Here is a 26468-nt window from a genome sequence, read left to right on the forward strand (position 1 = left end):
AAACAGAAAAATATAGTTATAAATATTGCCCCTTCGAAATGAAGAGGCAATATTTTTTAATAGTTATTGTCGCTACCAAAGAAATCTTTGAACGATTGAATTGTTGTATCACGGTTTAACGCCGCAATTGAAGTTGTTAATGGAATACCCTTTGGACATGATTGCACACAGTTTTGAGAGTTACCACAGTTTGCAAGTCCTCCATCACCCATAATTGCACGTAAGCGATCTGCTTTATGCATTTCACCCGTTGGATGTGAGTTAAATAAACGAGCTTGTGATAACGGTGCTGGTCCAATAAAGTCCGATTTACTATTTACGTTTGGACATGATTCTAAGCAAACACCACATGTCATACATTTTGAAAGCTCATAAGCCCATTGACGTTTCTTCTCTGGCATTCTTGGTCCTGGTCCTAAGTCATACGTACCATCAATTGGAATCCAAGCTTTAACACGTTTTAGAGCATTAAACATGCGACTACGGTCAACTTGTAAGTCACGAACAACCGGGAATGTCTTCATCGGTTTTAAGCGAATTGGTTGTTCTAATTGATCGATAAGCGCTGTACATGATTGACGTGGTTTTCCGTTAATCACCATCGAACATGCACCACATACTTCCTCTAAACAGTTCATATCCCATGCAATCGGAGTTGTTTTGTTTCCTTTTGAATCAACAGGATTACGACGAATTTCCATAAGCGCCGAAATAATATTCATATTCGGACGATACGGAATTTCAAACTCTTGGTCAAACGCTTGCGCATCTGGTCCGTCTTGTCTCGTAATGATGAGGCGGATTGTTTTCTCAGACATGTTGTTTATCCCCCTTCTCTTCACTCTTAGCAGCTACATCGTGTTTTGAAGAATAATCACGTTTACGTGGTTTAATTAATGAAATATCCACGTCTTCGTAATGGAATGCCGGTGCATTTCCTTCTCCTTCAAATTTCGCCATCGTAGTTTTTAAGAAGTTTGCATCATCACGATTTGGGAATTCAGGTTTGTAATGCGCCCCACGACTCTCATTACGGTTATATGCGCCAATTGTAATAACACGTGCTAATTCAAACATATTTGCAAGTTGGCGTGTAAATGAAGCACCTTGGTTGCTCCATCTCGCTGTATCGTTAATGTTAATACGTTTGTAGCGAGCCATTAACTCTTCAATTTTTGCATCTGTTTCTAATAATTTTTTATTTTCACGAACTACTGTAACGTTATCTGTCATCCATTCTCCAAGCTCTTTATGAAGAACATACGCATTTTCGTTACCATCGAGCGTTAAAATATTGTTAAATTTCTCTGTTTCGATTAATTCATTTTGTTCATACACAGTAGATGAAACAGCATCTGATGATTTAGAAAGACCTTTCATATATTCAATTGCATTTGGTCCTGCTACCATACCACCGTAAATTGCTGATAATAGTGAGTTCGCGCCAAGACGGTTACCACCGTGCATAGAATAATCACACTCACCTGCTGCAAATAAACCTGGAATGCTTGTCATCTGCTTATAATCAACCCATAGCCCGCCCATTGAATAGTGAACAGCTGGGAAGATTTTCATTGGTAGTTTACGAGGATCGTCACCTGTAAATTTCTCATAGATTTCAATAATTCCACCAAGTTTAATATCTAGTTCTTTCGGATCTTTATGAGAAAGATCTAAGTACACCATGTTTTCACCGTTAATACCTAGTTTTTGCTCTACGCAAACATCAAAGATTTCACGCGTTGCGATATCACGAGGTACAAGGTTTCCGTAAGCCGGATATTTTTCTTCTAAGAAGTACCATGGTTTACCATCTTTATATGTCCAAACACGTCCACCTTCACCACGTGCAGATTCACTCATCAGACGTAATTTATCGTCTCCAGGAATTGCCGTTGGGTGAATTTGAATGAACTCACCGTTTGCATAATATGCGCCTTGTTGATATACAGCAGAAGCTGCTGTACCTGTATTAATAATAGAGTTAGTTGATTTTCCGAAAATGATACCAGGGCCCCCTGTTGCCATAATCACGGCATCAGCTCGGAAACTTCTAATCTCCATAGTTTGTAAGTCTTGTGCAACGATTCCTCGGCACACACCTTCATCATCAATAACAGCTCGTAAGAAATCCCAACCTTCATATTTCGTTACAAGTCCTGCTACTTCGTGACGACGTACTTGCTCATCTAATGCGTATAGTAATTGCTGTCCAGTTGTTGCACCAGCAAATGCTGTACGGTGATGTTGAGTTCCACCAAAACGACGGAAATCAAGAAGTCCTTCTTCCGTACGGTTGAACATAACACCCATACGGTCCATTAAATGAATGATACCAGGTGCTGCTTCACACATTGCTTTAACTGGTGGTTGGTTCGCTAAGAAGTCCCCACCATAAATTGTATCGTCAAAGTGGATCCATGGAGAATCCCCTTCACCTTTCGTATTTACGGCACCGTTAATTCCACCTTGGGCACATACAGAATGCGAACGTTTTACTGGTACTAAAGAGAACAGTTCAACATTTACTCCTGCTTCCGCCGCTTTAATCGTTGCCATTAAGCCAGCCAAGCCACCGCCGACTACTATAAGTTTCCCTTTCATGCTCTCCCACTCCTTACTGGTTTGCTAGCTGTGGATCGATGAACGCTAATAATGCACTCACACCTACATAAGATAGACCTAAGAAAATAGCTAATGTTACATAAGTAGAGATTCTTTGTGAACGTGGAGATACTGTAATTCCCCAGCTGATGCAGAATGTCCATAGTCCATTTGCAAAGTGGAAAATTGTTGAAACAACACCAACTAAGTAGAATGCAAACATAGCTGGATTGTTTAAAATATCTGCCATCATGTCATAGTTTACCTCTTTACCTAACGCTGCTTGAATACGAGTTTCCCAGACGTGCCAAGAAATGAAAATCAGTGTAACGATACCTGAAATTCTTTGGAAGACGAACATCCAGTTACGGAAATAACCGTAAGAAACCGCATTGTTCTTAGCTGTAAATGCAATATATAAGCCATATATAGCATGGTACAGTATTGGTAAAAAGATAATGAAAATTTCTAGCGCATACCGGAATGGAAGGAGCTCCATAAAGCCTGCAGCTTTGTTAAAAGCCTCTGCTCCTCGTGTTGCAAAGTTGTTTACAATTAAATGTTGCGTCAAAAAGACACCAACCGGGATGACCCCCATTAATGAGTGCCACTTACGAAACGTATACTCGCGGCCTTTCATGTCCCCATTACCCCCCTTGAATGATTGACTGCTGTTTTCAGATTAGTTTATGGCAATAATGTTTTTTCACTATTGGCATAAGAAAAACTGAAAAAATTATTCGAAATATTTCAGCATAATTTGATACCAAGTTCATTTTACTCCTATTTTTGTCGAAGCGTCAAGAAAACGTATACATAATTTGCATATAATTTGCCAATTCTTTTTTTCTTCTTATATATTCAGATTTTCCCAAAGAAAAATCTGTTTTTATAAATGAGAAATGTTATATAATAATCCCTATAGAAAGAGGGGAATATTGTGAGTAAAAATACAATCGATACAACATCTTTAGAAGATGTTTCATTGAACGCCTTCGCTTACGAATTGCTACGTGAAGAATTACTACCTGATTTAATCGGTAACGATCTAGATGGTATTTTATACTGGTCCGGTAGAAACCTTGCAAGAAAATATCCACTAGACACAATTGAAGAAGTCATTCAGTTCTTTGAAAAAGCTGGCTGGGGCACTTTAAGCATTATTGAACATAAGCGTCGTGAAATGCAGTTCCAACTTAAAGGCACACTCATCGCTGAACGTCAAAAACAAAAAAGACATTCTTCTTATCAATTAGAAGCTGGATTCATCGCTGAACAAATTCAAAAGCAACGAAACGTCGTTGCAGAGTCCTACGAAGAAAAGAAAAAACGTTCAGACTCTATTACATTTCTTGTAAAATGGGATATAAAAGATCTCATTGAAGTGTAGCATTACCCACAGTCAACTAGACATATCAGTTTAGTTGACTTTTTGCATTTTCATTCATTTGAATTTATTTTAAATCTTCAGAAATTATACCAAAAAATAGAAGACGTTGTAAACTACAACGCCTTCTTATCCGCTAAATAACTATAAATCGTCTCTGCGACATTTTTCGGCATACCTGCTTCGACAAATTCCTCTATAGAAGCTTCTTTCATCTTCTTTAATGAACCAAAATGTTTTAACAATACCTTTTTCCGTTTATCACCGATTCCGGGGATATCATCCAGTGCTGATTGAATGACAGATTTCCCGTGTAATTGACGATGAAATGTAATCGCAAATCGATGCACTTCATCTTGAACACGCTGCAATAAATAAAATTCTTGGCTATTTCTCTCAAGCATCACAGGTTCAGGTGGATCTCCAATAATTAAATGAGATGTTTTATGTTTGTCATCTTTTACAAGACCTGCCATCGGAATATATAAACCGAGCTCATTTTCTAAAACATCACTTGCAGCCGCCAGATGGCCTTTTCCGCCATCAATAATGATTAAATCGGGTAAAGGTAACCCCTCTTTCAGCGCCCTTGTATAACGGCGTCTCACAACTTCTCTCATAGACTCATAATCATCTGGTCCTTGAACTGTTTTAATTTTATATTTCCTGTATTCTTTCTTAGCTGGTTTCCCATCAATAAAAGCAATCATTGCCGAAACAGGATTTGTCCCTTGAATATTTGAGTTATCAAACGCTTCAATACGATAAGGCGTTTCAATTCCGAGCTGCTTCCCTAAATTCTCTACAGCTTTAATCGTTCGCTCTTCATCACGTTCAATTAAATAGAATTTCTCTTCCAAGGCAATCTTCGCATTTTTATTTGCCAGTTCTACAAGATCTTTTTTCTTACCGCGTTTCGGCTGTGTCGCTTCCACTTCTAAAAAGCGTTCTACTAATTCTGAGTCTATACTTCCTGGAACGACAATTTCCTTCGGCTTAAAATGACTGCTGTTTTCATAAAATTGACCGATAAACGTTAAGAACCCCTCTTCTGGTTCATCGTAGATTGGAAACATAGAAACATCACGTTCGATTAGCTTTCCTTTTCGAACGAAGAAAACTTGAACACACATCCACCCTTTATCAACTGCATAGCCAAACACATCACGGTCCACTAAATCACTCATAATCATCTTTTGTTTTTCCATAATCGCATCGATATGAGCGATTTGATCACGTAACTCTTTTGCACGTTCAAACTCTAGTTTCTCTGAAGCTTCATACATTTTTGTTTCTAGTTCTGAACGAACTTCTTTATGTCCACCATTTAAAAACTTAATAATTTCATCTACAATTTCTTTATTTTGTTCTTCCGTAACTTCTTTCACACAAGGTGCTAAACATTGACCCATATGATAATATAAACAAACTTTATCGGGCATATTTGAGCACTTACGAAGCGGGTACATACGATCTAGCAGTTTTTTCGTTTCATGAGCTGATTGTGCATTCGGATAAGGACCAAAATACTTTCCCTTATCCTTTTTTACATTTCGCGTAATAAGTAATCGCGGTTGTTTCTCAGCTGTAATTTTAATAAAAGGATATGTTTTATCATCTTTTAATTGAATATTATATTTTGGGTCATGTTTTTTTATTAAGTTTAACTCCAAAATGAGCGCCTCTAGATTTGAGGAGGTTACAATATATTCAAAATCTACAATTTCTCCTACTAGCCGAAGTGTTTTTCCATCATGCGAACCAGTAAAGTACGAGCGCACACGATTTTTAAGCACTTTTGCCTTTCCGACATATATAACCGTTCCTTGCTTATCTTTCATTAAATAACAACCAGGTTGATCTGGTAAAATAGCCAACTTCTCTTTTAAATGTTCGTGCACTCGTTACCCTCCATTTCTACATGCTTAGCATTTTTATTTTCACATGAAAACATACTATGCCAAAATACCCAACATACGTTCTTTCATTGTAACGGAAAGGTGTAAAAAAGGAAAATAAAAAAGGCTACCAAATGGTAGCCTTTTTTATTTTAGAAGTGTTTAGAAACTAATTCTACTAACGCTTCTTTCGGTTTGTAACCTAACGCTTGATCAACTACTTTACCGTCTTTTAATACGAAAAGAGCTGGAATGCTCATTACTTCGAATTGACGAGCAGTTTCTTGGTTTTCATCCACGTCTACTTTTACTACTTTTACTTTTTCGCCTAGTTCTGCATCAATTTCCTCTAATACAGGAGCGATCATTTTACAAGGTCCACACCAAGGTGCCCAGAAATCTAATAATACAACACCTTCGCTAGTTTCTGCTGCGAAGCTTTGGTCATTTGCGTTTACAATTGCCATTTTATTTCCTCCTTCAAGTATATTCTACCAAGAGTATATCATTAACTTATATACGTGGCGAATAATATGTATCGTTATGTATTGTAACAAAAAAGTGTTCCTTTATACTATATAAAAATACGGATTAAATACTAAAAAGATGAGAGACAGGGGATCTCTCACCTTTTTCTATATATAGGGGTACTTCACTTGGAACTCAAGGGTACTCAAATCATGAATGTACTTTTAACTTTTTAAACTCTTCTGTTAAAAGAGGTACGACTTCAAATAGATCGCCAACAATACCGTAGTCAGCTACTTTGAAGATACTTGCTTCTGGGTCTTTATTAATCGCAACGATTATTTTTGAGTTAGACATACCAGCTAAATGCTGAATCGCTCCAGAAATACCGCATGCAATGTATAGGTCTGGCGTAACAACTTTACCAGTTTGACCAATTTGTAATGAGTAATCGCAATACTCAGCGTCACAAGCACCACGAGATGCTCCAACAGCGCCGCCTAATACGTCAGCTAACTCTTTTAATGGTTTGAATCCTTCTTCGCTCTTCACACCGCGTCCGCCAGCGATAATAACTTTTGCTTCAGAAAGATCAACGCCTTCTGCCGTCTTACGGACGACATCTTGAATGATTGTACGTAAGTCTTTCACATCTACTGTAATAGAAGACACGTCACCACTGCGAGACTCATCTTTTTCAAGCGTTGCGATGTTATTTGGACGCACTGTCGCAAATAAGATGCCGTCTGTTACAATCTTCTTCTCAAACGCTTTACCAGAGTAAATTGGACGAGTAAAGATAACATTTCCACCTTCAACTTCTAAAGCAGTTACGTCAGAAACTAGACCAGCCTCAAGCTTCGCTGCTAATTTTGGTGATAAATCTTTCCCAAGTGCTGTATGTCCAAATACAATACCTTCTGGATTCTCTTCAGCATATACAGCTAAAAATGCTTGTGCATAGCCATCAGATGTATATGATTTTAATTTATCATTTTCAACTGTCACAACGCGATCTGCACCGTAATGAATCAATTCATTTGCAAAAGAAGCAACGCTGTCTCCAACTAGAAGACCTACTACTTCACCGCCTTCTGCAATTGTTTTTGCTGCTGCTACCGCTTCAAACGAAACGTTACGTAGCGATCCATCACGAACTTCACCCATTACTAATACTTTACGAGCCATAGATTTTCCCTCCTGCATATATAATTTCGTATTTTATTAGATTACTTTCGCTTCTGTATGGAGCAACGATACAAGTTCTTTTACTTGATCTTGCAGCTCGCCTTGTAACACTTTTCCTGCATCTTTCTTAGGAGGCAAATAGATTTCAATTGTTTTTGTCTTTGCTTCCACATCATCTTCTTCTAAATCTAAATCATCTAATTCTAATTCTTCTAGTGGCTTTTTCTTCGCTTTCATAATACCTGGAAGCGATGGATAACGGGGTTCATTTAAACCTTGCTGTGCTGTTACTAAAACTGGTAATGAAGTTTCAATCACTTCTGTATCACCTTCAACATCGCGCTCAATCTTCACGTTTGTACCGTCAATTTCAAGTTTTGTAATTGTCGTTACGTACGGAATATTTAATGCTTCAGCTACACGCGGACCAACTTGTCCAGATGCACCATCAATTGCAACGTTTCCGCCTAAAATTAAATCTGCATCTTTATCTTTTAAATATTCAGCAAGCACTTTTGCTGTCGTGAACTGGTCACCATTTTCTACATCATCTTCAATATTAATTAATACCGCTTTATCGCAGCCCATCGCTAACGCCGTACGAAGTTCTTTCTCACTATCTTCGCCACCGACTGTTACGACAGTAACTTCTCCACCTTGTGCGTCTCTTACTTGAATTGCTTCTTCAATTGCATATTCATCGTAAGGGTTGATGATGAATTCCGCTTCGCCATCGTAAATTGCACCGTTTTTAATTACGATTTTTTCTTCTGTATCAAATGTTCGTTTCATGAGTACGTAGATGTTCATTCCATTTACCCCCTTGTTTTTCAGAAAGATTCTATCAATTCTAATTTTCTGTTAATTTATATTAAAAAAATAATTGAACTACCTGCCGCTAAATGAAGGCTTACGTTTTTCTAAAAACGCTGCTACACCTTCTCTTCCATCTTCACTCGTAAATACTTCTCCAAAGATTTGAGCTTCGCGTTGTACACCTTCATAATAATGAGACGATTTCGTCGTTTGCAATAACTCTAGTACAGCACGAGTCGTCGCTGGGCTTTTTCCAGCAATCTGTTTTGCAACTTTAAGCGTATCATCTAAAAATGTTTCTTCAGCAAAAACTCCGTTAACTAGTCCCCATTTTAATGCTTCTGCACCAGTAATCGGTGTACTTGTTAACATCATTTCACAAGCTTTCGCTTTCCCAACATAACGCGGTAATCGCTGTGTACCTGCAAATCCAGGAATTAATCCAAGTGTTAATTCAGGTAAACCAAGTTTTGCACTTTCAGTTGCAAAGCGCATGTGGCAAGACATAGCAAACTCAAGGCCGCCGCCAAGTGCCGCTCCATGAATTGCCGCGATAACTGGTTTTGAACATTTTTCAACGCGCTCAAACGTAACTTGTCCAAGCTGCGCTAATTCAGTCGCTTGCTTCGCTTCAGTAACAGATGTAAATTCTTTAATATCTGCTCCCGCCGAGAAGAAGCGCCCTTCACCGTGAATAACAACAACACGAATGTTATCATCCTTCTCCACTTGATCAATTAATTCAGTAACGTCATGCATAACTTGTGAAGACATCGCGTTAGCTGGCGCATGATTTAACGTAGCCACCGCGATATGATCTTCAACTCTTACAGATAGGAATTTCAACATGATCCCTCCCATTATTGACGATAACCACAAGCTGCAATAAGTAGCCCATGTACCGTTTTTGAAAGTGCGACCAGATCATACTTATGATCGCTCATTACCCAATTGGTCACAACTTCATCTACTGTTCCAAAGATCATTTGTCTTGCCACGCGAACATTTAAATCCGCTTGGAATTCACCTTGCTTTATACCTGTCTCTAAAATCTCATCAATAACTTGTAAGTAGCCTTTTAATACTTCATTTATTTTCAGGCGTAAGTCTTGATTGGACTGTCTTAGCTCTAATTGCGTAACGATAGCAAGAGGATCATTTTGCGACAACAGCAAGAAGTGCGTTTCTACCAACATGAATAACTTCGATACAGCGCTTTCAATTCCTGCTGTTTTTTGACGAATTGTTTCGACAAATTCTCCCATCTTCTCTTGGAATAAGGATATTAATATATCTTCTTTATTTTTAAAATATAAATAAATCGTGCCATCAGCTACCCCAGCTTGCTTTGCTATTTTAGAAACTTGCGCTTGGTGGTACCCATTCTCCGCAATCACAATGACTGCCGCATCAATAATTTGATTGTATTTCGGTCTATTTTTCTTCACTTTACTGTCCCCTTCAAGAAGATGACTGAATGAATAGTCATTCATATTCTTATAATACTGACTATTTAGAAAAGTGTCAATCCCATTTTTTCAAAAAGAAAGGGCCTTAGCCCGTTTGCTCATCCTCATTCTTTCTTTTCTCTTCCTCAATTAGGACACGGCGCAAAATTTTCCCAACTGTCGTTTTCGGCAGTTCATCTCTAAACTCATATACTTTCGGAACTTTATAGGCCGCTAAATATTTACGAGCAAACTGATTTAATTCTTCCTCAGAACACTCCGTACCTTCTTTTAACACAACAAACGCTTTAACTGTCTCTCCCCTATACGGATCAGGAACTCCAATTGTCACTACTTCTTGCACCTTTTCATGCTCATATAATACCTCTTCTACTTCACGAGGATACACATTAAATCCACTCGCAACAATCATATCTTTCTTACGATCTTTCACATAGAAGAAGCCATCTTCATCCATGTAGCCAACGTCCCCTGTATGGAGCCATCCATCTTGCAGTACAGCTGCTGTTTCTTCTGGCTTATTCCAATATCCTTTCATAATTTGAGGGCCTTTTACTACAATTTCACCGATTTCTCCCGGTGGTAATGCCTCACCAGTTTCAAGCGACATAATCATTGCTTCTGTATCTGGCCACGGAACTCCAATGCTACCTGGCACTCGCTTTTCCCATAAAAAATTACTATGTGTAACTGGAGATGATTCTGTTAAACCATATCCCTCTACTAATTTACCCCCTGTAACTGTTTCGAACTTTTCCTGTACTTCTACTGGCAGTGGTGCTGATCCACTAATACAAGCACGAATAGACGAAATATCGTATTGTTTTAAAAGCGGGCTATTTAAAAGAGCGATATAAATAGTTGGTGCTCCTGGAAACAATGTCACTTTATGCTTCTTAATCGCTTCAAAAACCATCTTCATATCAAATTTTGGAATAAGAACCATTTTGTATCCTTGCATAATACTTAAATTCATGACAGCCGTCATGCCATACACGTGGAAAAATGGAAGAACCCCAAGAACGACTTCTTCTCCTTCTTTGCAATTATATAACCATTGAACTCCCATCAAAGTGTTAGAAACGAGGTTTTTATGCGTTAACATAACGCCTTTCGGAAATCCAGTTGTTCCTCCTGTGTACTGTAAAAGAGCTAAATCATTTTTAGGATCACAAGGCACCTCAACATCCGTATTCACTTCTTTTTCTACTGAGTTCCAAAGGTGAATCGTTTCACTCTCTGATACTTTCACAACTAAATTTGACTGTTTTTTCTGCACAAATGGATACAATAGATTTTTAGGGAAGGGCAAAAAGTCCGCAATACGAGTTACGATAATATGCTCAATTTTTGTAGCAGATTGAACATTCGTTACTCTTGGGAACACTAAATCGAGGCAAAGAATGACTTTTGCTCCCGAGTCATGAAGTTGATATTCTAATTCTCTTTCTGTATATAGTGGATTTGTTTGGACTACGATACCTCCCGCAAGTAATGTACCGTAATAACCGATTACAGCTTGCGGACAATTCGGCAACATAATGGCAACTCGATCACCCTTTTCCACACCGAGCTTTTGAAGATAATTTGCAAATCTCTTCACCTTATCATGAAAGTCTGAAAATGTAATATCCTTCCCTAAAAAGTGAAGCGCTTTCTTTTCTGGGTAGCGAGAAGCCATCTGTTCTACATATTTATGAAGCGGCTGAATATCATAAGAAATTGTACTTGGAATTTCCTCTGGATAATTTTTCAACCATGGTTTTTCCACCTTCATTCCCCCTTCAAATACATAAAAATAAATGAATGTTCATTCATGAGGTTGTTTTCATTATATTATAGTCACCATAACGTTACAATCATAATATTCTGACTTTTGTATAACTATGCTTTACTTCATTAACTTCTTATTATATGTACAAACTCTCCTAATCTATAAAAAAATAAGAGAGTTATTATTTAGCTTAATCTTATTATCGTTAACACAGCTCCTGGTGTAGTTGTTGATAATGTTGCAACAGCTAACAAACCAAATAGTTGCAAACTAATAGCATCTCCTGCTGCAAGAGTTGTAATAATTGTTGCGCTAAATGATGTAGTTGCTAACGCAGGAGAATTGATCGTTCCAGCAAGTGGTGCTCCATTAATTGTAATACGAGAACTGACTAACAATGAAGCCGTTATATTAATCGTATATGAAATATAATAATTCCCAGCATTTGCAACCGTAAATACTGTATTTCCCCCGGAAACCGTAATACCAGGACCGATATTTTGATTATTCGGAAGCGGGACATTCGTTCCACCGAGAAGTACCGATATCGCTGTTCCCGACGTATTATTTGCAAATGCATACGTCGCCGTGATACTTGTACCTGTCGCTCCCGTTGGACCCGTCGCTCCTGTTGAACCCGTTGAACCTGTTGCTCCTGTTGGACCCGTTATTCCTGTCACTCCTGTTGGACCTGTTATTCCCGTCGCTCCCGTTGGACCCGTCGCTCCTGTTGAACCCGTTGAACCTGTTGGGCCTGTTGCTCCTGTTATTCCTGTTGGACCTGTTGCTCCTGTTATTCCCGTCGCTCCCGTTGGACCCGTTGCTCCTGTTACTCCCGTCGCTCCTGTTGGGCCTGTTGCTCCTGTTATTCCTGTTGGACCTGTTATTCCTGTCGCCCCTGTTGGACCTGTTGCTCCTGTTATTCCTGTCGATCCTGTTGGGCCTGTTATTCCCGTCGCTCCTGTTGGACCTGTTGCTCCTGTTACTCCCGTCGCTCCCGTTGGACCCGTTGCTCCTGTTACTCCCGTTGAGCCCGTCGGACCTGTTGCTCCTGTTATTCCCGTCGCTCCCGTTGGACCTGTTGGACCCGTTGCTCCCGTTATTCCTGTCGGTCCTGTTGCTCCCGTCGGACCTGTTGGACCCAGCTTAGGAACTGTCCCATCGCAACTAAAACAACACGAATCAACATGTACACCATTTTGATTATTACAACTACAATATCCATTTATATTATTTCTCCATGAAGACATGTTGATCACTTCCTTTACTTCGATCTTTTAAGTACAATCATCTAGTTAAAAAACACCTATCTAACTAACAAAGAAATAATTTACTTAATAGGATAAACACAGATACATTCCATAGATTCTAGTAATTATTACATGCAATTTGCTCTCCTTTTGCTTGTACTTTCGCCTCACCTCCACAGATTATTAACTATACACATTTCACTTTGTATTGGGACGATTGCATATCCGAAAGAAATCCCTTCCAACCTTGTCGTTGCTGTAATTGGAGCACCTTATTTCTCATGTTTGATGAGGAAGAGTGAAAAAAAGGTTAATTAAAAACCAGCTTCATATATGAAGCTGGTTTTTCTATTATGGCATAGAGTGAAACTCTAATTAGGCTTTTACAGGCAACCTGACTTCCATCTAAATTCTTCAATCCAGCCGAGTTTTGAGGCGGAAGTTTTACTGCCCGTTAATGCGGGATAAAATTAATATAAGCTTTGTACATAAAATATATAACAAGTGAATACATGATTATATTGAACACACTTCGTTTTAAAGTTAACTTTCTCTTTAATTTCTTATCTTGTAATTTTAGTTCTATTCCGTTCGCTACTTTCAATCCACCTATTATTTGAAATAGCTCTCTATAATCATCAGCATTTCCTAACAATACGTATTCCTTATCATTTTTATACTTTATATGCAGAAATTCACTTTCATTTCTCTATTCATTACATATACGAATAAAAAGATCGTTTTTCTGACACTTTTACAAATATTTTCTATTTTTTTACAATGTAGCAATATTTAACGAAAGCTTTTCTATTAAAAGGGAATACATCACTTCTCTCGAATTTAATGTATGAATATAAATAGGGGGGATAACAATAATGTACCAAACTATTGAAGGCTTTTTGCAATCATGGACATACGAGGCTGAGTCTACTCAAAAGATGCTCGATGCATTAACCGATGCATCTTTATCACAAGAAATTGCACCTGAGCATTGGACGTTAGGCAGAGTTGCTTGGCATATCGTGACGGCAATTCCAGTTATACTATCTGGTACGGGACTTAAATTTGAAGGAGAAATGAAAGATTATCCTGTACCAACTTCAGCAAAAACAATTGCAGATGGATATCGTAAAGTGAATACAGCTTTTGTTGAAGCACTTCAAAGCGAATGGACGGATAAAGACTTAACTACTATTAATGACTTCTTTGGACGCCCTATGCCAAATTCTATATTTTTAATGACACTCATTAATCATCAAAATCACCACCGCGGACAAATGACAGTTTTAATGCGCCAGGCTGGCTTAACAGTTCCTGGCGTATATGGTCCTGCAAAAGAAGAATGGGCTGCCACTGGAATGGAAGCACCTAAAATGTAACTACAGAAAAAGACAAGGTGTTTACACATCTTGTCTTTTTCTGTAACTTGTTTCATGTGAAACTATTTTACGTATTCTTATCATACAGTTATATCTTCCTTCTCTATATTTTTAATTCCGTAATATGCAATGGCAACTCCAATTGCTGCCAATGCTAGTTGAAGGGGAAGAAAAGTTGCCGTTGAAAACATTGGGGTGTTATTAATTGCAATTGATACAACGATAATTGATGAAACAATTGTAGTTGGCACGGAACGTTTACGCATTCCGAAATATAGTGGGATTAAACTTATTCCCGCAGTTGCAACGGCTAAAGGAACAAGGTTTATCCCTTCTTGCATCAATTGATCTACTGTGAATGAATGAGGAAGAATTGAAAAATAGCTATCTATCCCAAAGAAAACTCCTACTACTAAAATATTAGATAAAATAACTGTTATAAATGTTAATGTTGCTGTAATAACCAACTTACTAACCATCATTTTCTTTCGGTTAATTGGATAAGAAAACATAAGTAGTATTGTTTTGTTTTTATATTCACCAATTATTAACCTTGCGATTAACACACTACCAAAAATAATAAACGTTGCTCTTACTAATGTACTAGCCATTAACAAAACCATCTGTGGATCTCTTATTTCTGGATCTCCTTCTATTTGAGAAACGATGCTCGTAAAAATCAGTAATGCTAGTATAGCGATATTTGCAATAATCGCTCCCCTCACATACCATCCAATCTTAAACTTCTTCAGTTCTAACTTCATAAGACGTAGCATAATAGTCCTCCTTTCATTTGAAATTTAATCGATATAAATCGCTCCTGTTTTACTTAAAATCTTCATTTCGTTTTTCGCATCACCAATGGTTCTTGCTTTTACATGTTCTGTATTTTTATCTTTCTTAAGTCCTTTTACATTCACCATTACGTCAGACGAATTACTTTTAGCCGTAAGTTTTAAAGAAGTCGGAACACCTTTATACCGTACGCCAATATCTCCTGATTTTGTTTCTATAAATAATGATTTTCCTTCTGTCATATCTTTCAGCAATACTTCCCCAGATGTTGAAGTGATGTTCATATTTTCGTTTTTTACATTTTTCACATAATTATCGCCAGTAGTGGAAGTTATATTTACATCTTGTAATAAACTATCTTTTAACATTAAATCTCCACTTTCGGATGTGAATTCACCCTTCTCTGCCGATAGTCCTGTAATCATTCCATCTCCAGATTTGCCTTTTGTCACGATGCTTTTTACTACTATATCGTTTATTTTCACATCACCCGATTTATTATTTAATACAATTTTATCTATTTCTTTCTTCGGAATAGCTATACATATACTATTTTTCTTCCTAAACGTAAAACCAAAAAAAAATCTGGTCGCCTTTTGTTTTTGCTTAACTATAACTTTATTCCCTGCCTGTTCTATTTCGACAGGATCTACCTCTTTATCTAAACGTTCACCTTGAGCGGAAATTACTATTTTATTAGCGTCTGTACTTCTAAATTCAATATCCCAGTTTTCATTGTCTACTTCTATTTCTTTTATATTATTGATCTCAAAAGACTTTTCTTTCTTAAAATCTTTTCCCTTAAATACCTTAAAACCAAAAACTATACTAGCAATTGTAATGAATAATATTGCAATTACTATTATTTTTTTCACTACCCATACCCCAGTTCGTTATTGTTTTAGGCTTGCTTCACGCCACATCGATCTTGTCGATTTTACGAAACGATAGATAACTAATGAAAATCCCTAATAAACAGAGCACGATTGGGATAGCTATAAAATCAAACATGCTTACTTGATTGCTTTCAGCCCCAACGTTACCACTAATCAGCATACTAATTATTACTGCCGAAGTAATCGTTGTCGGTGTCGATTTCTTTCTCATCCCAAAAAATAAAGGAATTAAACTTATACCAGATATCATAAATGCACTTATAAAAGTAGCTGGAATGATAGCGATTATTTCACCTATCGTAGCAGGTGTTTCAATCAGTCCCATCATTGGGCTCACAAAATATACGAGCAAACTAATAATGAAAGTAGCGATAATCGTGCTCACAAAACAAAAACAAAAAACAATTGTTAATTTCGCGCTCATTAGCAGTTTCCTTTGCAGCGGATACATAAATGATAGTTGGATCGTTTTGTTCTTATACTCATCAATTACTAAACGTGATAAAATGACCGAACTAAAAATAATGAATGTTATTCTAATAAAAATATTTACTAAAGCCATGTTCTGTGTAAAGTCAGAGAAGAGCACGTCTTCCTCAGCTTTCATTCCCCATGCCATAAGACTTACTACAGCGAAAATTGCTATAATACAAATTGCTATACTTTTAAAGTAACTAGATAATTGATGTTTTTTCCATTCGAGCTTCATTAATTTAAACATATAAACCACGCCTCCATTCTTTATATAACTGTCTCTACACTGCTAACATTCTAATTCCAGCAGTAACTACGCTTAACATTCCTATCATTAGTAGAATTAACAACCATTTCCGCTCTGGTTTCCTATAATATAAAATCCCGCTTATGAACATTACGACCAATCCACTTACTAGATTCACTAACAATCCATTAAGCATGAATGCCCTCTCCATCCATTACATTTAAGAAATATTCCTCTAAGGAACTATGTTTCTTATTAATACTTTCAATTTCCACATCGTTCATAATAAGCGCTTTTGAAATGGCTTGCTGAGACACTGCTGTATCATACACACGAATCATATTTCCACTCATTATTTTATAATTTTTTATGCCAAGTTTATCTTCTAAAATATAAGCTGCACGCTTCACATCAGGAACAGTGATTTCAATGTACTCTGTTTGTTTTCCGTTAATACTCTTCATTGAAACTTCTTTTATTAGTTTTCCATTTTGAATGACACCAATTGTATCCGCCATTAGCTCCATCTCACCTAAAATATGACTAGAGACTAATAATGTAATACCATATTCTTTGCAGAGCATCTTAAATAAGTCTCTTAATTCTTTAATACCAATTGGATCTAAACCGTTAATTGGTTCATCTAAAATGAGCAATTCTGGCTTTGTCACGATTGCCCTTGCAATACCAAGTCGTTGTTTCATTCCTAATGAAAAATCTTTTACTTTTTTATTATCTATACCTTGCAGCTTCACTAAATGTAAAGCATGGTCAATTTCATTTTTATCGTAATAGCCCATATATTCACAATGTAATTCTAAGTTTTCTTTCGCCGTTAATTTATCATAAAAGATTGGATATTCAATAATTGTCCCCATTCTTTTTAATACTTCATAAGATGTGTCTGTTAACTTCTCACCGAAAATTTCAATATCACCACTCGTCGGTTTTATTAAATTTGTAATCATTTTCATAATCGTTGTTTTACCAGCACCATTCGGTCCTAAGAAACCGTATATCTCTCCTTTTTTCACATGCATGTTAACGCTAGAAATAACTTCTTTCCCTTTAAACACTTTCGTTAACTGATTCGTTTTTAATATATAGGTCATGTCACTTTCCCCTTTCGCGCTACTTTATATTTCTATAATAGACAACGGAAATCTCTTTTTTCTTACCCGTTTCTTACAAATTCCTTACGCTGAAAAAAAGCTTGTAGAATCTAATTCTCTACAAGCTAAAACAACATCTTTTTTAATACAACTGTAAAAATCGTTTTTTTATATGGCTTACTAGAAAGATGTATTTTTCCATCCATCGCTTCCACAAGCCTTTTCGTAATCGTTAATCCTAAACCGCTTCCTTGGTACAATCTATTTCTTGAATCTTCAAGGGTGTACATACGCTCAAACACTTTATCAATATGAGATTCATCAATTCCTTTTCCTGTATCCCATACGTCTATATACACACTCGTTTCATCACCTCTTAACGTCACACCAAGTGTCTTTCCATCGTCTCCATATGTAATTGCATTTGATATTAAATTATTCAATACCCTGCCTAATACTTCTACATTTCCAAGTGCATATATATTTTTTTCTGGTATATCAATATGAACTTGAAACCCTTTCGTCGTCACTAAATCATAAAAAGATAAAATCTTCTCGCGGCAAACTTCATTCATATTTACTTTTGTCATTTCAATTGCCTTGTCACCAGATTCTAGTTTTGCTAAGTCAAAAAACTTATGAATTAGTTCCATTACTTCTAATGTTTTCACATGCACCTTTTCAAGTAATATTTGTTGTTCTTCTTTATTTATCGTTTTATCCTTATTTAACATTTCTGTATATCCAAGAATAACTGTTAGTGGCGTCTTCAAATCATGTGAAATATTTGAAAGCATTTTTCTCATCGAAATTTCTACTTTTGCATGATCTGCATTCGTTTTCTGTTTTGCATCTAACAATTGGTTAATTGCCACTAACAATTTTTGCAATTCTAGATCATCTGTCATAACAAGTAACTTCTCACCTGTTTTTTCATTAACAATACTTTCTAACTTTTCATATGTGTATCGCAAATTTTTTCTACTATTTTTCCTCATTTTATATTGTATATAAATAACACATAACAATATAAAAATAATACCTATTAACAAATTGACCATATTACATCACTTCCAACTTATAACCGATACCCCATAACGTTTTAATGTATTCTGGATTAGATGGATCACTTTCGATTTTCTCACGCAATCTTCTCATATGAACATTAATAACGTTATCGTCACCGTAATACTCTTCGTTCCAAATTAGCGTATATATTTGTGCTTTCGTAAATACACGATTTTGATTCTTTACAAACAGTTTTAAAATCTCAAATTCTTTTAAAGTAAGCTTGAGATGCTCCCCATTTTTTTCCACAGTAAAATTAATTGGATCAATCGTTAAATCACCAATTTGAATCATCTTTTCTGTTGTTTCTGTAGCTGAATATTTCGTAGATCTCCGAATTCCTGCTTTTACACGCGCGGCTAATTCAATCATAGAAAATGGCTTACAAATGTAATCATCTGCTCCAAGCCCTAATCCGACAGCTTTATCAACATCTGTATCTTTTGCCGACATCATTAAAATCGGAACAGCACTTTTTTCTCGAATGATTCGCACAACCTCTAAGCCATCTAACTTTGGCATCATAATGTCTAGGATAATCAAATCAAATGAACCTTTTAAATATGTGTTCACACCCTCTTCTCCATCAGACGCGATTGTAACTTGAAAGCCTTCTTTTATTAAATACTTTTCCACCATCTCTTGAATTGAGAGATCATCTTCAACTAATAAAATATGATGTGACATATGTCTATCCCCTTTTTACAAACGTTAACAATTCAATTGTATCGTAACTACTACAGACTTGAAACAAATATATGAATTTTCAAACCAACTTCCCTTCCTTCCTTAACAATGATATGATGAAATTTACTACGATAGTTCATAATTAACTTTATATAAAGGAGACTTATCATGTCAGAAAACAAAAAAGTAAGCTTAGCTGATTTAATGCGCGAACAACTTGCAAAGAAAAAGCAAGGTAACGGTAATGGTCAAAATGCCAAAAACCAAAGCCAAGAAACAAAAAAATTACAAAACCAACAAACGAAAAAGACAAACAACCAACGTAGACGTACAGGTGTATAAATGAACGGACAAAAACGTTCTAATATCGCACCCGGCCTTGAAGTTGATATTGTATTAAAACAAGATCAACGCACCGGCAAATTAACACGTGGAATTGTAAAAGATATTTTAACGAACTCCCCTTCTCATCCGCATGGCATTAAAGTGCGATTGCAGAACGGGCAAGTCGGTAGAGTACAAAATATCGTTCAATAAGAAAAAGGAGCTCAACTAAACTCGAGCTCCTTTTTCTTTATTACCCTTTAATTTTCTCAATGAAAACTACTTTTAAATAGTCTCCTTCTTTAAATTGATCGATTGTACGGAAATCTTCTGGTAAAGAATGTTCTTCTAATATTTTATATTTGCCATTCATTTCTTTAAATGCTGTATCAATAAAACCTTTAAACTTTTTCATATCGAATGCGCTACAATTTGTTGAAGCAACGATAATCCCGTTATTTTCTGTAATGGCAATTGTTTCTTTTAATAAGTTTTTATAATCTTTCGCTGCACTAAATGTATATTTTTTTGAACGCGCAAAGCTTGGAGGGTCAAGTACGACCATATCAAATTTCATTTTTTTCTTCGCTGCATATTTGAAGTAAAGAAATACATCTTCTACAATAATGTCTTGCGCTTCATAATCAATTTCATTTACACTAAACTGCTCAATCGTTTTACTTAAACTACGATTGGCAAGATCCACACTCGTCGTTTTGCTCGCTCCGCCAAGCGCTGCAAATACGGAGAAAGCACCTGTATAAGAGAACATATTTAAAACAGTTCTTCCCTTTGCATACTTATCACGAATTTGTTTTCGAACGTTACGCTGATCTAAAAATACACCAACCATCGCTCCGTCATTTAAATAAACAGCGAAATTCACACCATTCTCTTTTACGATAAGCGGGAACTCACCGCGCTCTCCTGCTACGAAATCATCGCCTTCAATGTATTTCCCTTTCGTATCAAAACGCTTTTTCTCATAAATGCCTTTAAAGTTTGCTACTTTTTGAAGAGCTGCTATAATCTCATCTCTGAAAGTATAAATCCCTTCACTATACCAACTTACTACATAATAGCCATCATAATAATCGATAATTAGTCCGCCAAGACCATCACCTTCACCATTCACCACACGGAATGCTGTCGTATCACTTGATTTATAAAATTGTTTTCGTTTATGTAAGGCAGATTTAATTTTACTTTCAAAGAAAGATTGATTAATTTGTTCACTCTCTTTTCTCGTTAAAATCCAGCCGTACCCTTTATTTTGTTTTCCATAATAGCCTTTTCCGATGAATTGGTTCTTCTCATCTACTACTTTAATGATTGTTCCTTCTTCCTGAACATCATTTAAATTTTGGATTGCATCTTTTAAAATAAGTGGATACCCACTTTTAATTTCTTTTATAAATTTCGGTTTTATTTTTACAGTTACTTCTGATCGCATATAAAAACTTCCTTTCCATTTGCATGCTTTCTCTATAGGAAGCACTTAAAAAACGAGACTGAAAAACAGCCTCGTTTCACTATACCATATTATTGCTTTGCTAGTACAACTAGCTCATCCCCTGGCATAACAGCTATATATTTATACAATGTTGAAAAAGTAAGACTACCATCTCTATGGCGAATAAATAGTATTAAATCCTCTGAATCGATTTCTTCTTTATTAATCTTTTGTTCTTCTGCAACTTGTATCGTTTTAAACGTATAACCATCTTCAATTTTTCTATTTAATTCTTCATAAATTTCATTTTGACCAAACAGTAAATGAGCTTTTTTCGAAAGGGAAATGCGTTCTTGTTCAATCTTTTCCACATCATGGATTGGAAGTAAAAATGTATTATGATGTCCAAACTGCGGTACGTATGTATTTGCGACTAATACATTATAAGAATCCGTATCTGTAACTGCAATTAAGTATTCGTACTGATTCATATCAACTTCAAATTGTAATTGTTCAGAAAGTACTTGGCCATTATATGTATTAAGCCCTTTCACCTTTGCACATTGCAAATGCTCTTCTGATACATCTACAATTAAGCTTGGAATACCCATCTCTTTACAGTGCAATGCAAAAGCAGATGAGAATGTACTCGCACCTGAAATTAAAATTCCTGGTGGCTCCGTATTCGCCAATCCCAATCTTTTCGCTAAAAATCCAATTGAAAATCCATGAGCACAAACGGTCGTAATAACGAGTGCAAATGTAAGTGCCGTTAATATAGAAGCATCTTTATAACCTTCTTGTAATAACTCCGTCGCAAAGTAACTTGAAACCGTTAATGCAACAATACCTCGCGGCGCAATCCAGCCAACTAGCGCCCGTTCTGCTTTTGTTAACTCTGTGCCGATTGTCGATATCCAAATCGATAAAGGGCGTACAACAAATAGCATCATAAGTACGAAGCTTATAATAGGCCAGCTGAAAATCTCCATAATCGTTGTTCTTGGAAGGGATGCTGTTAATATGATAAAAACAGTCGACGTTAGTAGCACAGAAATATTTTCGTTAAAATGACGAATATCACCGATAGAAGAAATATATTTTTTCATCCGCGCAAGCGTAATCCCCATTACTGTCACAGCTAGCATACCTGTTTCATGCATCACTTCATCCGCAATGCCAAAACATAACAGTACCGTAACTAGCAAAATTGGGGCTTTTAAATATTCTGGTACTTTTCCCTTTAAAATCATATAGCTCATAAAAATACTAAATACATAACCGAGTACCATTGCAAATAATGAACCTGCAAAGAAGTACAGCAACGTATGTAATTGTACATTTTCTTTCGTTAAGAAATTTACAATTTGAAAGGCGAATACAGCAAGCAAAGCGCCAAATGGATCAACGATAATCCCTTCCCATTTTAAAATTGCAGCTGTTCTTGGTTTTAATCGCGCTTGGCGTAACAACGGAATAATTACCGTTGGACCTGTCACAATAAAAAGTCCTCCAATAATAAATGCAACCGCCCAATCTAATCTAGCGACGTAATGAGCTGCAAGCGAGCCAGCAATCCACGCGATAAACGCACCAAACGTAACGATACGAAATACTGGTTTTGATAGCCCCCTCAGTTCACGTATATCTAAACTTAAACTACCCTCAAACAATATAATCGCAACAGAGAGTGATACGAGTGGACTAAAAACATCCCCAAGCACCTCTTTTGGATTAATAATACCCAAAACCGGACCAATTAATAATCCAGCAACTGCCATAACAACAATCGCCGGAAGCTGGAAACGCCATGCAGTCCATTGTGAAGCAATACCTAATGTAATAATAATAACGATACTAAGTAAAAGTGATTCAACCATAATGCCCTCCTTGTTCATAGTATTGCGACAGCAAAGTATAAACCATACTTTACTTCTATATATTTTCAATTGATTCTATTTACATAATATATAACCAAGTTAAATATATAGTCAACAGGAGGATATTATACTACATAAAGTGAAACTTTAATCAGCCCGCCCTCCACCTAACTTCTTCGCTTTCGCTAAATTTTGAGGTGGGGGTCTTACTGCCCAACAAATAGCGGGATTAAAAATATTATCATAATTTAAGATTACCATTGACAATGATAATGATTTTCATTATCATTTAATGTATATGAGTTCTCGAAAATAAAGGCTACAACTTATAGGAGGAATAAACATGATTATTGTTACAAATACAGCTAAAATTACAAAGGGAAATGGACATAAATTAATTGATCGTTTTAATAAAGTAGGTCAAGTCGAAACAATGCCAGGATTTTTAGGATTAGAAGTTCTTCTAACGCAAAATACAGTTGATTATGACGAGGTAACAATTAGCACGCGCTGGAATGCAAAAGAAGATTTCCAAGGTTGGACAAAGAGCCCAGCATTTAAAGCTGCTCACTCCCATCAAGGCGGAATGCCAGATTATATTCTTGATAATAAAATCTCTTACTATGATGTAAAAGTTGTACGTATGCCAATGGCTGCAGCACAGTAAAAACTGTTTTTTTAAAGTATAGAATATGAGAAGTGTTACCACTTCTCATATTCTATACTTTTTTATTTACTGTCTTTTTACTAGTTTCGCATGTACGACTAATCTTCCTGCTTCTGGATCAAGTGCATAGTCACATGTAGAAAGTGTTATAATTTCATCATTAGCCGTCAATTTCGTATCCGTTTTGTAAAGGGATTTATCTTGAATTTGCTTTAAGAACGCTGTATACGCTGCATCGCTTTCAAAATCCGTTTCAATGTAATAAAAGTCCGTCGTTGTCGTATATACTGAAAAAACTTCAACGTCGTACCCTTCAAATAATGTATCGTAATACAATTTACGATGGGACATGAAGAAATCTTCATCCAACATCTTTTTTAAACTTCCAAACATAGAACCGTCCTTCATACGATGACCATATAAAATAGTATTTCGGTTTTGAGATTTCACATCATTACGATAATCCATAAAAATACTTCCCGCTCTCATATCCTCGCCTTTATAATTACGAAATAAATAGTAATCATTATCCTTCGCTTGAACGATTGGATAATTGATTTGTGTATCATCCATCGTAATCCATCCCACTATTTCTGGATTAATTTTTTGGAGAGCTTGAAACTGTTTACGTACTTCCCCATCTTCTGATTTTCCTTCCATTGGACTTCTCTTATAAATATGTTGCGCTTCAGCCATTACTTTACGATTTTCATAATAATCCATGAAAATCCCACCCAATTCATACATTGAATAGAAAAAGATTCCTAAAAATACAATTGTAAGTATTCGTTGAAAAAAAGAATTCTTTTTCCGTTCTTTCTTACTATTCAAATTATCACCTCAAAACGGATTATGCCCAGCCTTTAAATTCCCATTGGTACCATGTATAACCCTGTATCTTCGTCTTGTTTTACAACGACATCTACACCATATATTGCTTTAACCATTTCTTCTGTTATTACCTCATTAGGATTACCTTTCGTAACAATTTCCCCATCTTTCATAACGATAATATGATCACTATAACGAATGGCTTGATTAATATCATGTAGTACCATCACAATCGTTAATCCATACACTTCATTTAACTCTTTCACTAACTCTAATATTTCTAGCTGATAATAAATATCTAAATATGTTGTCGGTTCATCTAAGAAAAGCATTGGTGTACTTTGAGCTAATGTCATCGCGATCCAAACTCGCTGTCTCTCTCCGCCCGATAAAGTATGAATTGGCTTTTCACGCTTACTTTGCAAATTTGTACATGTTAGTGCACGCTCAATTGCCTCTCTATCTTCATCAGTTTGCGAAGAAAAAACATTTTTATATGGCATACGCCCAAAGCTTATTAGTTTTTCCACTGTAATATCTGCTGGCGCCTCATTTTGTTGATGGACAACAGCTAACTTTCTAGCAAACTCTTTCGGTTTATACTCACTAATCGTTTTTCCATCAAGTATTACTTCCCCACTATTAGGAGCATGATTTCTAGACATAACACCAAGTAATGTTGATTTTCCGCAACCATTCGGACCAATGATTGTTGTAATTTTCCCAATCTCTATTTCACTACTAACAGACTTTAAACGATTTGTTACATTATCATACGAAAAGGTTACATTTTTAATTTCCATGAACTTTATCACTCTTTCTAAGCAAGAATATTAAGAATGGTCCACCAATGACTGCCATAATTGTTGCTGCTGGAATTTCATTAGGTGGCACAATTAACCTTCCAATCGTATCCGCCGTCAAAATTAATAACGCTCCTGCAAGTGCAGAAAATGGAATCAACACTTTATGGTCTGAACCAACTAGTTGTCTCGAAATATGCGGAACAAGTAATCCAACAAAAGCAATGACTCCTGCAATCGCTGTTGATACTGCCGCTAAAAGTACTGCAATAGCAGAAATAATAAGACGAACTCTCGTCACGTGCAAACCTAAGTTTTTCGCAGTCTTATCTTGTAGCGATAATAAATTACACCAAGCTCCTACAAACAGTGCAAGAATAAGACCAATTGTTCCATACGTAACCATTATTTCTACATCGCTCCACGTCTTCATCGTTATATTAGAAGTCGTCGTTTGTTTAATACTCTTAATGAAATATCCACAAATCGTAATGAAAGATTCATTTAATCCAGTAAACATCGCATTAATAGCTATACCAACTAAAATAATACGAAGTGGACTTAACCCTGACTTCCATGAAAAGGCATAAACGAGATAACACGCAAACGCACCACCTAAAAAGGCGAATACTGGTGTCCAGAAAAAGAATTGCGGGAATAACGTAATAATAACAAGTGTCATAAAACTTGCTCCTGAAGATATACCGATCACTCCAGCATCAGCGAGTGGATTTTTCATAACAGCTTGAAAAAGCACACCAGAAACAGCAAGAGCCGCCCCAGTAAACAGTGCAATAATAATACGTGGGAAACGTAAATCTTTAATGACTTCAACATCTTCATTTGCCCCTGTAAATATCCCTTGCACAAGGTCAACAATACCTACTTCTAAACTCCCTTTCATTGCTGACAATGACGTCATAACAATAAGCAATACAGTAACAATGAAGAAACTCCAAGTTTTTTTATTCATTTCACTCTTCCTTTATATGAAAATG

The 26468-nt window shown here is 36.3% G+C and carries 28 protein-coding genes and 2 pseudogenes; 6 read left to right on the forward strand and 24 right to left on the reverse strand.

Annotation, left to right across the window (positions count from 1 at the left end; all coding sequences use genetic code 11):
* Positions 1-56: 56 nt before the first annotated feature.
* The 3 genes from sdhB to sdhC are packed head-to-tail and all read right to left on the reverse strand — an operon-like array spanning position 57 to position 3244.
* Complete coding sequence (sdhB, locus tag MR070_RS03880) at positions 57-818, reverse strand: succinate dehydrogenase iron-sulfur subunit (RefSeq protein ID WP_001291826.1); 762 nt, start codon at positions 816-818, stop codon at positions 57-59.
* On the reverse strand, positions 811-2604 hold the full coding sequence (gene sdhA, locus MR070_RS03885) for a succinate dehydrogenase flavoprotein subunit (RefSeq protein ID WP_000676735.1): 1794 nt from the start codon (positions 2602-2604) through the stop codon (positions 811-813). Before sdhA ends, sdhB begins: the two co-directional genes overlap by 8 nt.
* A gap of 13 nt (positions 2605-2617) precedes the next feature.
* A complete protein-coding gene (sdhC, locus tag MR070_RS03890) occupies positions 2618-3244 on the reverse strand; it encodes a succinate dehydrogenase cytochrome B558 (RefSeq protein WP_000678352.1) in 627 nt (208 codons plus the stop codon).
* A 300-nt stretch (positions 3245-3544) separates the two neighbouring features.
* Between sdhC and MR070_RS03895 the strand changes: the two genes are divergently transcribed.
* Entirely contained in the window at positions 3545-3994 is a 450-nt protein-coding gene (locus MR070_RS03895) for a YslB family protein (RefSeq protein ID WP_000042220.1), read from the forward strand.
* Between the two features lie 113 nt (positions 3995-4107).
* Here MR070_RS03895 and uvrC read toward each other — a convergent pair whose 3' ends face one another.
* The 8 genes from uvrC to MR070_RS03935 form a co-directional block, all read right to left on the reverse strand.
* Positions 4108-5892, reverse strand: a complete 1785-nt coding sequence (gene uvrC, locus MR070_RS03900; protein WP_000544274.1) for an excinuclease ABC subunit C — start codon at positions 5890-5892, stop codon at positions 4108-4110.
* 149 nt (positions 5893-6041) lie between these two features.
* On the reverse strand, positions 6042-6356 hold the full coding sequence (trxA, locus tag MR070_RS03905) for a thioredoxin (RefSeq protein WP_001018943.1): 315 nt from the start codon (positions 6354-6356) through the stop codon (positions 6042-6044).
* A gap of 211 nt (positions 6357-6567) precedes the next feature.
* The gene (gene etfA / locus MR070_RS03910) at positions 6568-7545 is read right to left on the reverse strand and encodes an electron transfer flavoprotein subunit alpha (protein WP_000101965.1); all 978 of its coding nucleotides are present in this window, start codon (positions 7543-7545) and stop codon (positions 6568-6570) included.
* Between the two features lie 36 nt (positions 7546-7581).
* Positions 7582-8355: an electron transfer flavoprotein subunit beta gene (gene etfB, locus MR070_RS03915; protein ID WP_001029030.1), complete on the reverse strand. Its 774-nt coding sequence runs from the start codon at positions 8353-8355 to the stop codon at positions 7582-7584.
* Between the two features lie 78 nt (positions 8356-8433).
* Positions 8434-9210 carry an enoyl-CoA hydratase gene (locus MR070_RS03920; RefSeq protein WP_000911295.1) on the reverse strand — a complete coding sequence of 259 codons (777 nt, stop codon included), beginning with the start codon at positions 9208-9210 and terminating at the stop codon, positions 8434-8436.
* 11 nt (positions 9211-9221) lie between these two features.
* Entirely contained in the window at positions 9222-9809 is a 588-nt protein-coding gene (locus MR070_RS03925) for a TetR/AcrR family transcriptional regulator (RefSeq protein WP_000742222.1), read from the reverse strand.
* Positions 9810-9915: 106 nt separating this feature from the next.
* Positions 9916-11601, reverse strand: a complete 1686-nt coding sequence (locus tag MR070_RS03930) for a long-chain-fatty-acid--CoA ligase (RefSeq protein ID WP_141525624.1) — start codon at positions 11599-11601, stop codon at positions 9916-9918.
* 188 nt (positions 11602-11789) lie between these two features.
* Complete coding sequence (locus tag MR070_RS03935; RefSeq protein WP_242260571.1) at positions 11790-12854, reverse strand: BclA C-terminal domain-containing protein; 1065 nt, start codon at positions 12852-12854, stop codon at positions 11790-11792.
* A gap of 213 nt (positions 12855-13067) precedes the next feature.
* On the opposite strand from MR070_RS03935, the pseudogene MR070_RS03940 reads away from it, so the two are divergent.
* Positions 13068-13172, forward strand: a pseudogene (locus tag MR070_RS03940) (iron ABC transporter permease); the annotation flags it as partial.
* Between the two features lie 136 nt (positions 13173-13308).
* Here the strand turns inward: MR070_RS03940 and MR070_RS27105 are convergent.
* Positions 13309-13554, reverse strand: a pseudogene (locus tag MR070_RS27105) (septation ring formation regulator EzrA); the annotation flags it as partial.
* Between the two features lie 175 nt (positions 13555-13729).
* Between MR070_RS27105 and MR070_RS03945 the strand changes: the two are divergent.
* Positions 13730-14233, forward strand: coding sequence for a DinB family protein (locus MR070_RS03945; RefSeq protein WP_070806912.1), 504 nt, complete (start codon positions 13730-13732; stop codon positions 14231-14233).
* An 80-nt stretch (positions 14234-14313) separates the two neighbouring features.
* On the opposite strand, the gene MR070_RS03950 is transcribed toward MR070_RS03945, so the two are convergent.
* The 7 genes from MR070_RS03950 to MR070_RS03980 all read right to left on the reverse strand — a co-directional run bounded on the left by MR070_RS03950 (position 14314) and on the right by MR070_RS03980 (position 19512).
* On the reverse strand, positions 14314-15009 hold the full coding sequence (locus MR070_RS03950) for an ABC transporter permease (RefSeq protein WP_242260573.1): 696 nt from the start codon (positions 15007-15009) through the stop codon (positions 14314-14316).
* Positions 15010-15033: 24 nt separating this feature from the next.
* Positions 15034-15903 (reverse strand): DUF4097 family beta strand repeat-containing protein, encoded by an 870-nt coding sequence (locus MR070_RS03955; protein WP_242260575.1) that lies wholly within the window; start codon positions 15901-15903, stop codon positions 15034-15036.
* A gap of 37 nt (positions 15904-15940) precedes the next feature.
* Positions 15941-16645 (reverse strand): ABC transporter permease, encoded by a 705-nt coding sequence (locus MR070_RS03960; RefSeq protein ID WP_242260577.1) that lies wholly within the window; start codon positions 16643-16645, stop codon positions 15941-15943.
* Between the two features lie 34 nt (positions 16646-16679).
* Positions 16680-16841, reverse strand: coding sequence for a hypothetical protein (locus MR070_RS03965; RefSeq protein WP_000931774.1), 162 nt, complete (start codon positions 16839-16841; stop codon positions 16680-16682).
* Positions 16834-17757, reverse strand: coding sequence for an ABC transporter ATP-binding protein (locus MR070_RS03970; protein ID WP_000221087.1), 924 nt, complete (start codon positions 17755-17757; stop codon positions 16834-16836). The genes MR070_RS03965 and MR070_RS03970 overlap by 8 nt, the downstream gene beginning before the upstream one ends.
* Positions 17758-17882: 125 nt before the next feature.
* Positions 17883-18818, reverse strand: a complete 936-nt coding sequence (locus MR070_RS03975; protein ID WP_242260579.1) for a HAMP domain-containing histidine kinase — start codon at positions 18816-18818, stop codon at positions 17883-17885.
* Between the two features lies 1 nt (position 18819).
* Complete coding sequence (locus MR070_RS03980) at positions 18820-19512, reverse strand: response regulator transcription factor (RefSeq protein ID WP_242260581.1); 693 nt, start codon at positions 19510-19512, stop codon at positions 18820-18822.
* A 168-nt stretch (positions 19513-19680) separates the two neighbouring features.
* On the opposite strand from MR070_RS03980, the gene MR070_RS03985 reads away from it, so the two are divergent.
* Together MR070_RS03985 and MR070_RS03990 are read left to right on the forward strand one after the other, a co-directional pair.
* A complete protein-coding gene (locus MR070_RS03985; RefSeq protein ID WP_001293578.1) occupies positions 19681-19854 on the forward strand; it encodes a hypothetical protein in 174 nt (57 codons plus the stop codon).
* Positions 19855-20049, forward strand: coding sequence for a YwbE family protein (locus MR070_RS03990; protein ID WP_001014312.1), 195 nt, complete (start codon positions 19855-19857; stop codon positions 20047-20049).
* Positions 20050-20089: 40 nt separating this feature from the next.
* Here the strand turns inward: MR070_RS03990 and MR070_RS03995 are convergent, their stop codons facing one another.
* Together MR070_RS03995 and MR070_RS04000 are read right to left on the reverse strand one after the other, a co-directional pair.
* Entirely contained in the window at positions 20090-21289 is a 1200-nt protein-coding gene (locus tag MR070_RS03995; RefSeq protein WP_001255965.1) for a class I SAM-dependent rRNA methyltransferase, read from the reverse strand.
* An 89-nt stretch (positions 21290-21378) separates the two neighbouring features.
* Positions 21379-23169 (reverse strand): cation:proton antiporter, encoded by a 1791-nt coding sequence (locus MR070_RS04000; RefSeq protein WP_242260583.1) that lies wholly within the window; start codon positions 23167-23169, stop codon positions 21379-21381.
* Between the two features lie 343 nt (positions 23170-23512).
* On the opposite strand from MR070_RS04000, the gene isdG reads away from it, so the two are divergent.
* A complete protein-coding gene (gene isdG / locus MR070_RS04005; RefSeq protein ID WP_000587815.1) occupies positions 23513-23836 on the forward strand; it encodes a heme oxygenase in 324 nt (107 codons plus the stop codon).
* A 66-nt stretch (positions 23837-23902) separates the two neighbouring features.
* On the opposite strand, the gene srtB is transcribed toward isdG, so the two are convergent.
* The 3 genes from srtB to MR070_RS04020 are packed head-to-tail and all read right to left on the reverse strand — an operon-like array spanning position 23903 to position 26443.
* On the reverse strand, positions 23903-24667 hold the full coding sequence (gene srtB, locus MR070_RS04010) for a class B sortase (RefSeq protein ID WP_001086117.1): 765 nt from the start codon (positions 24665-24667) through the stop codon (positions 23903-23905).
* A gap of 32 nt (positions 24668-24699) precedes the next feature.
* Positions 24700-25470 carry an ABC transporter ATP-binding protein gene (locus tag MR070_RS04015; protein WP_242260585.1) on the reverse strand — a complete coding sequence of 257 codons (771 nt, stop codon included), beginning with the start codon at positions 25468-25470 and terminating at the stop codon, positions 24700-24702.
* The gene (locus tag MR070_RS04020; RefSeq protein WP_001036822.1) at positions 25460-26443 is read right to left on the reverse strand and encodes a FecCD family ABC transporter permease; all 984 of its coding nucleotides are present in this window, start codon (positions 26441-26443) and stop codon (positions 25460-25462) included. Before MR070_RS04020 ends, MR070_RS04015 begins: the two co-directional genes overlap by 11 nt.
* Between the last annotated feature and the right edge of the window lie 25 nt (positions 26444-26468).

The organism is Bacillus cereus group sp. BfR-BA-01453 (genome assembly GCF_022662915.1).
Taxonomy (GTDB): domain Bacteria; phylum Bacillota; class Bacilli; order Bacillales; family Bacillaceae_G; genus Bacillus_A; species Bacillus_A paranthracis.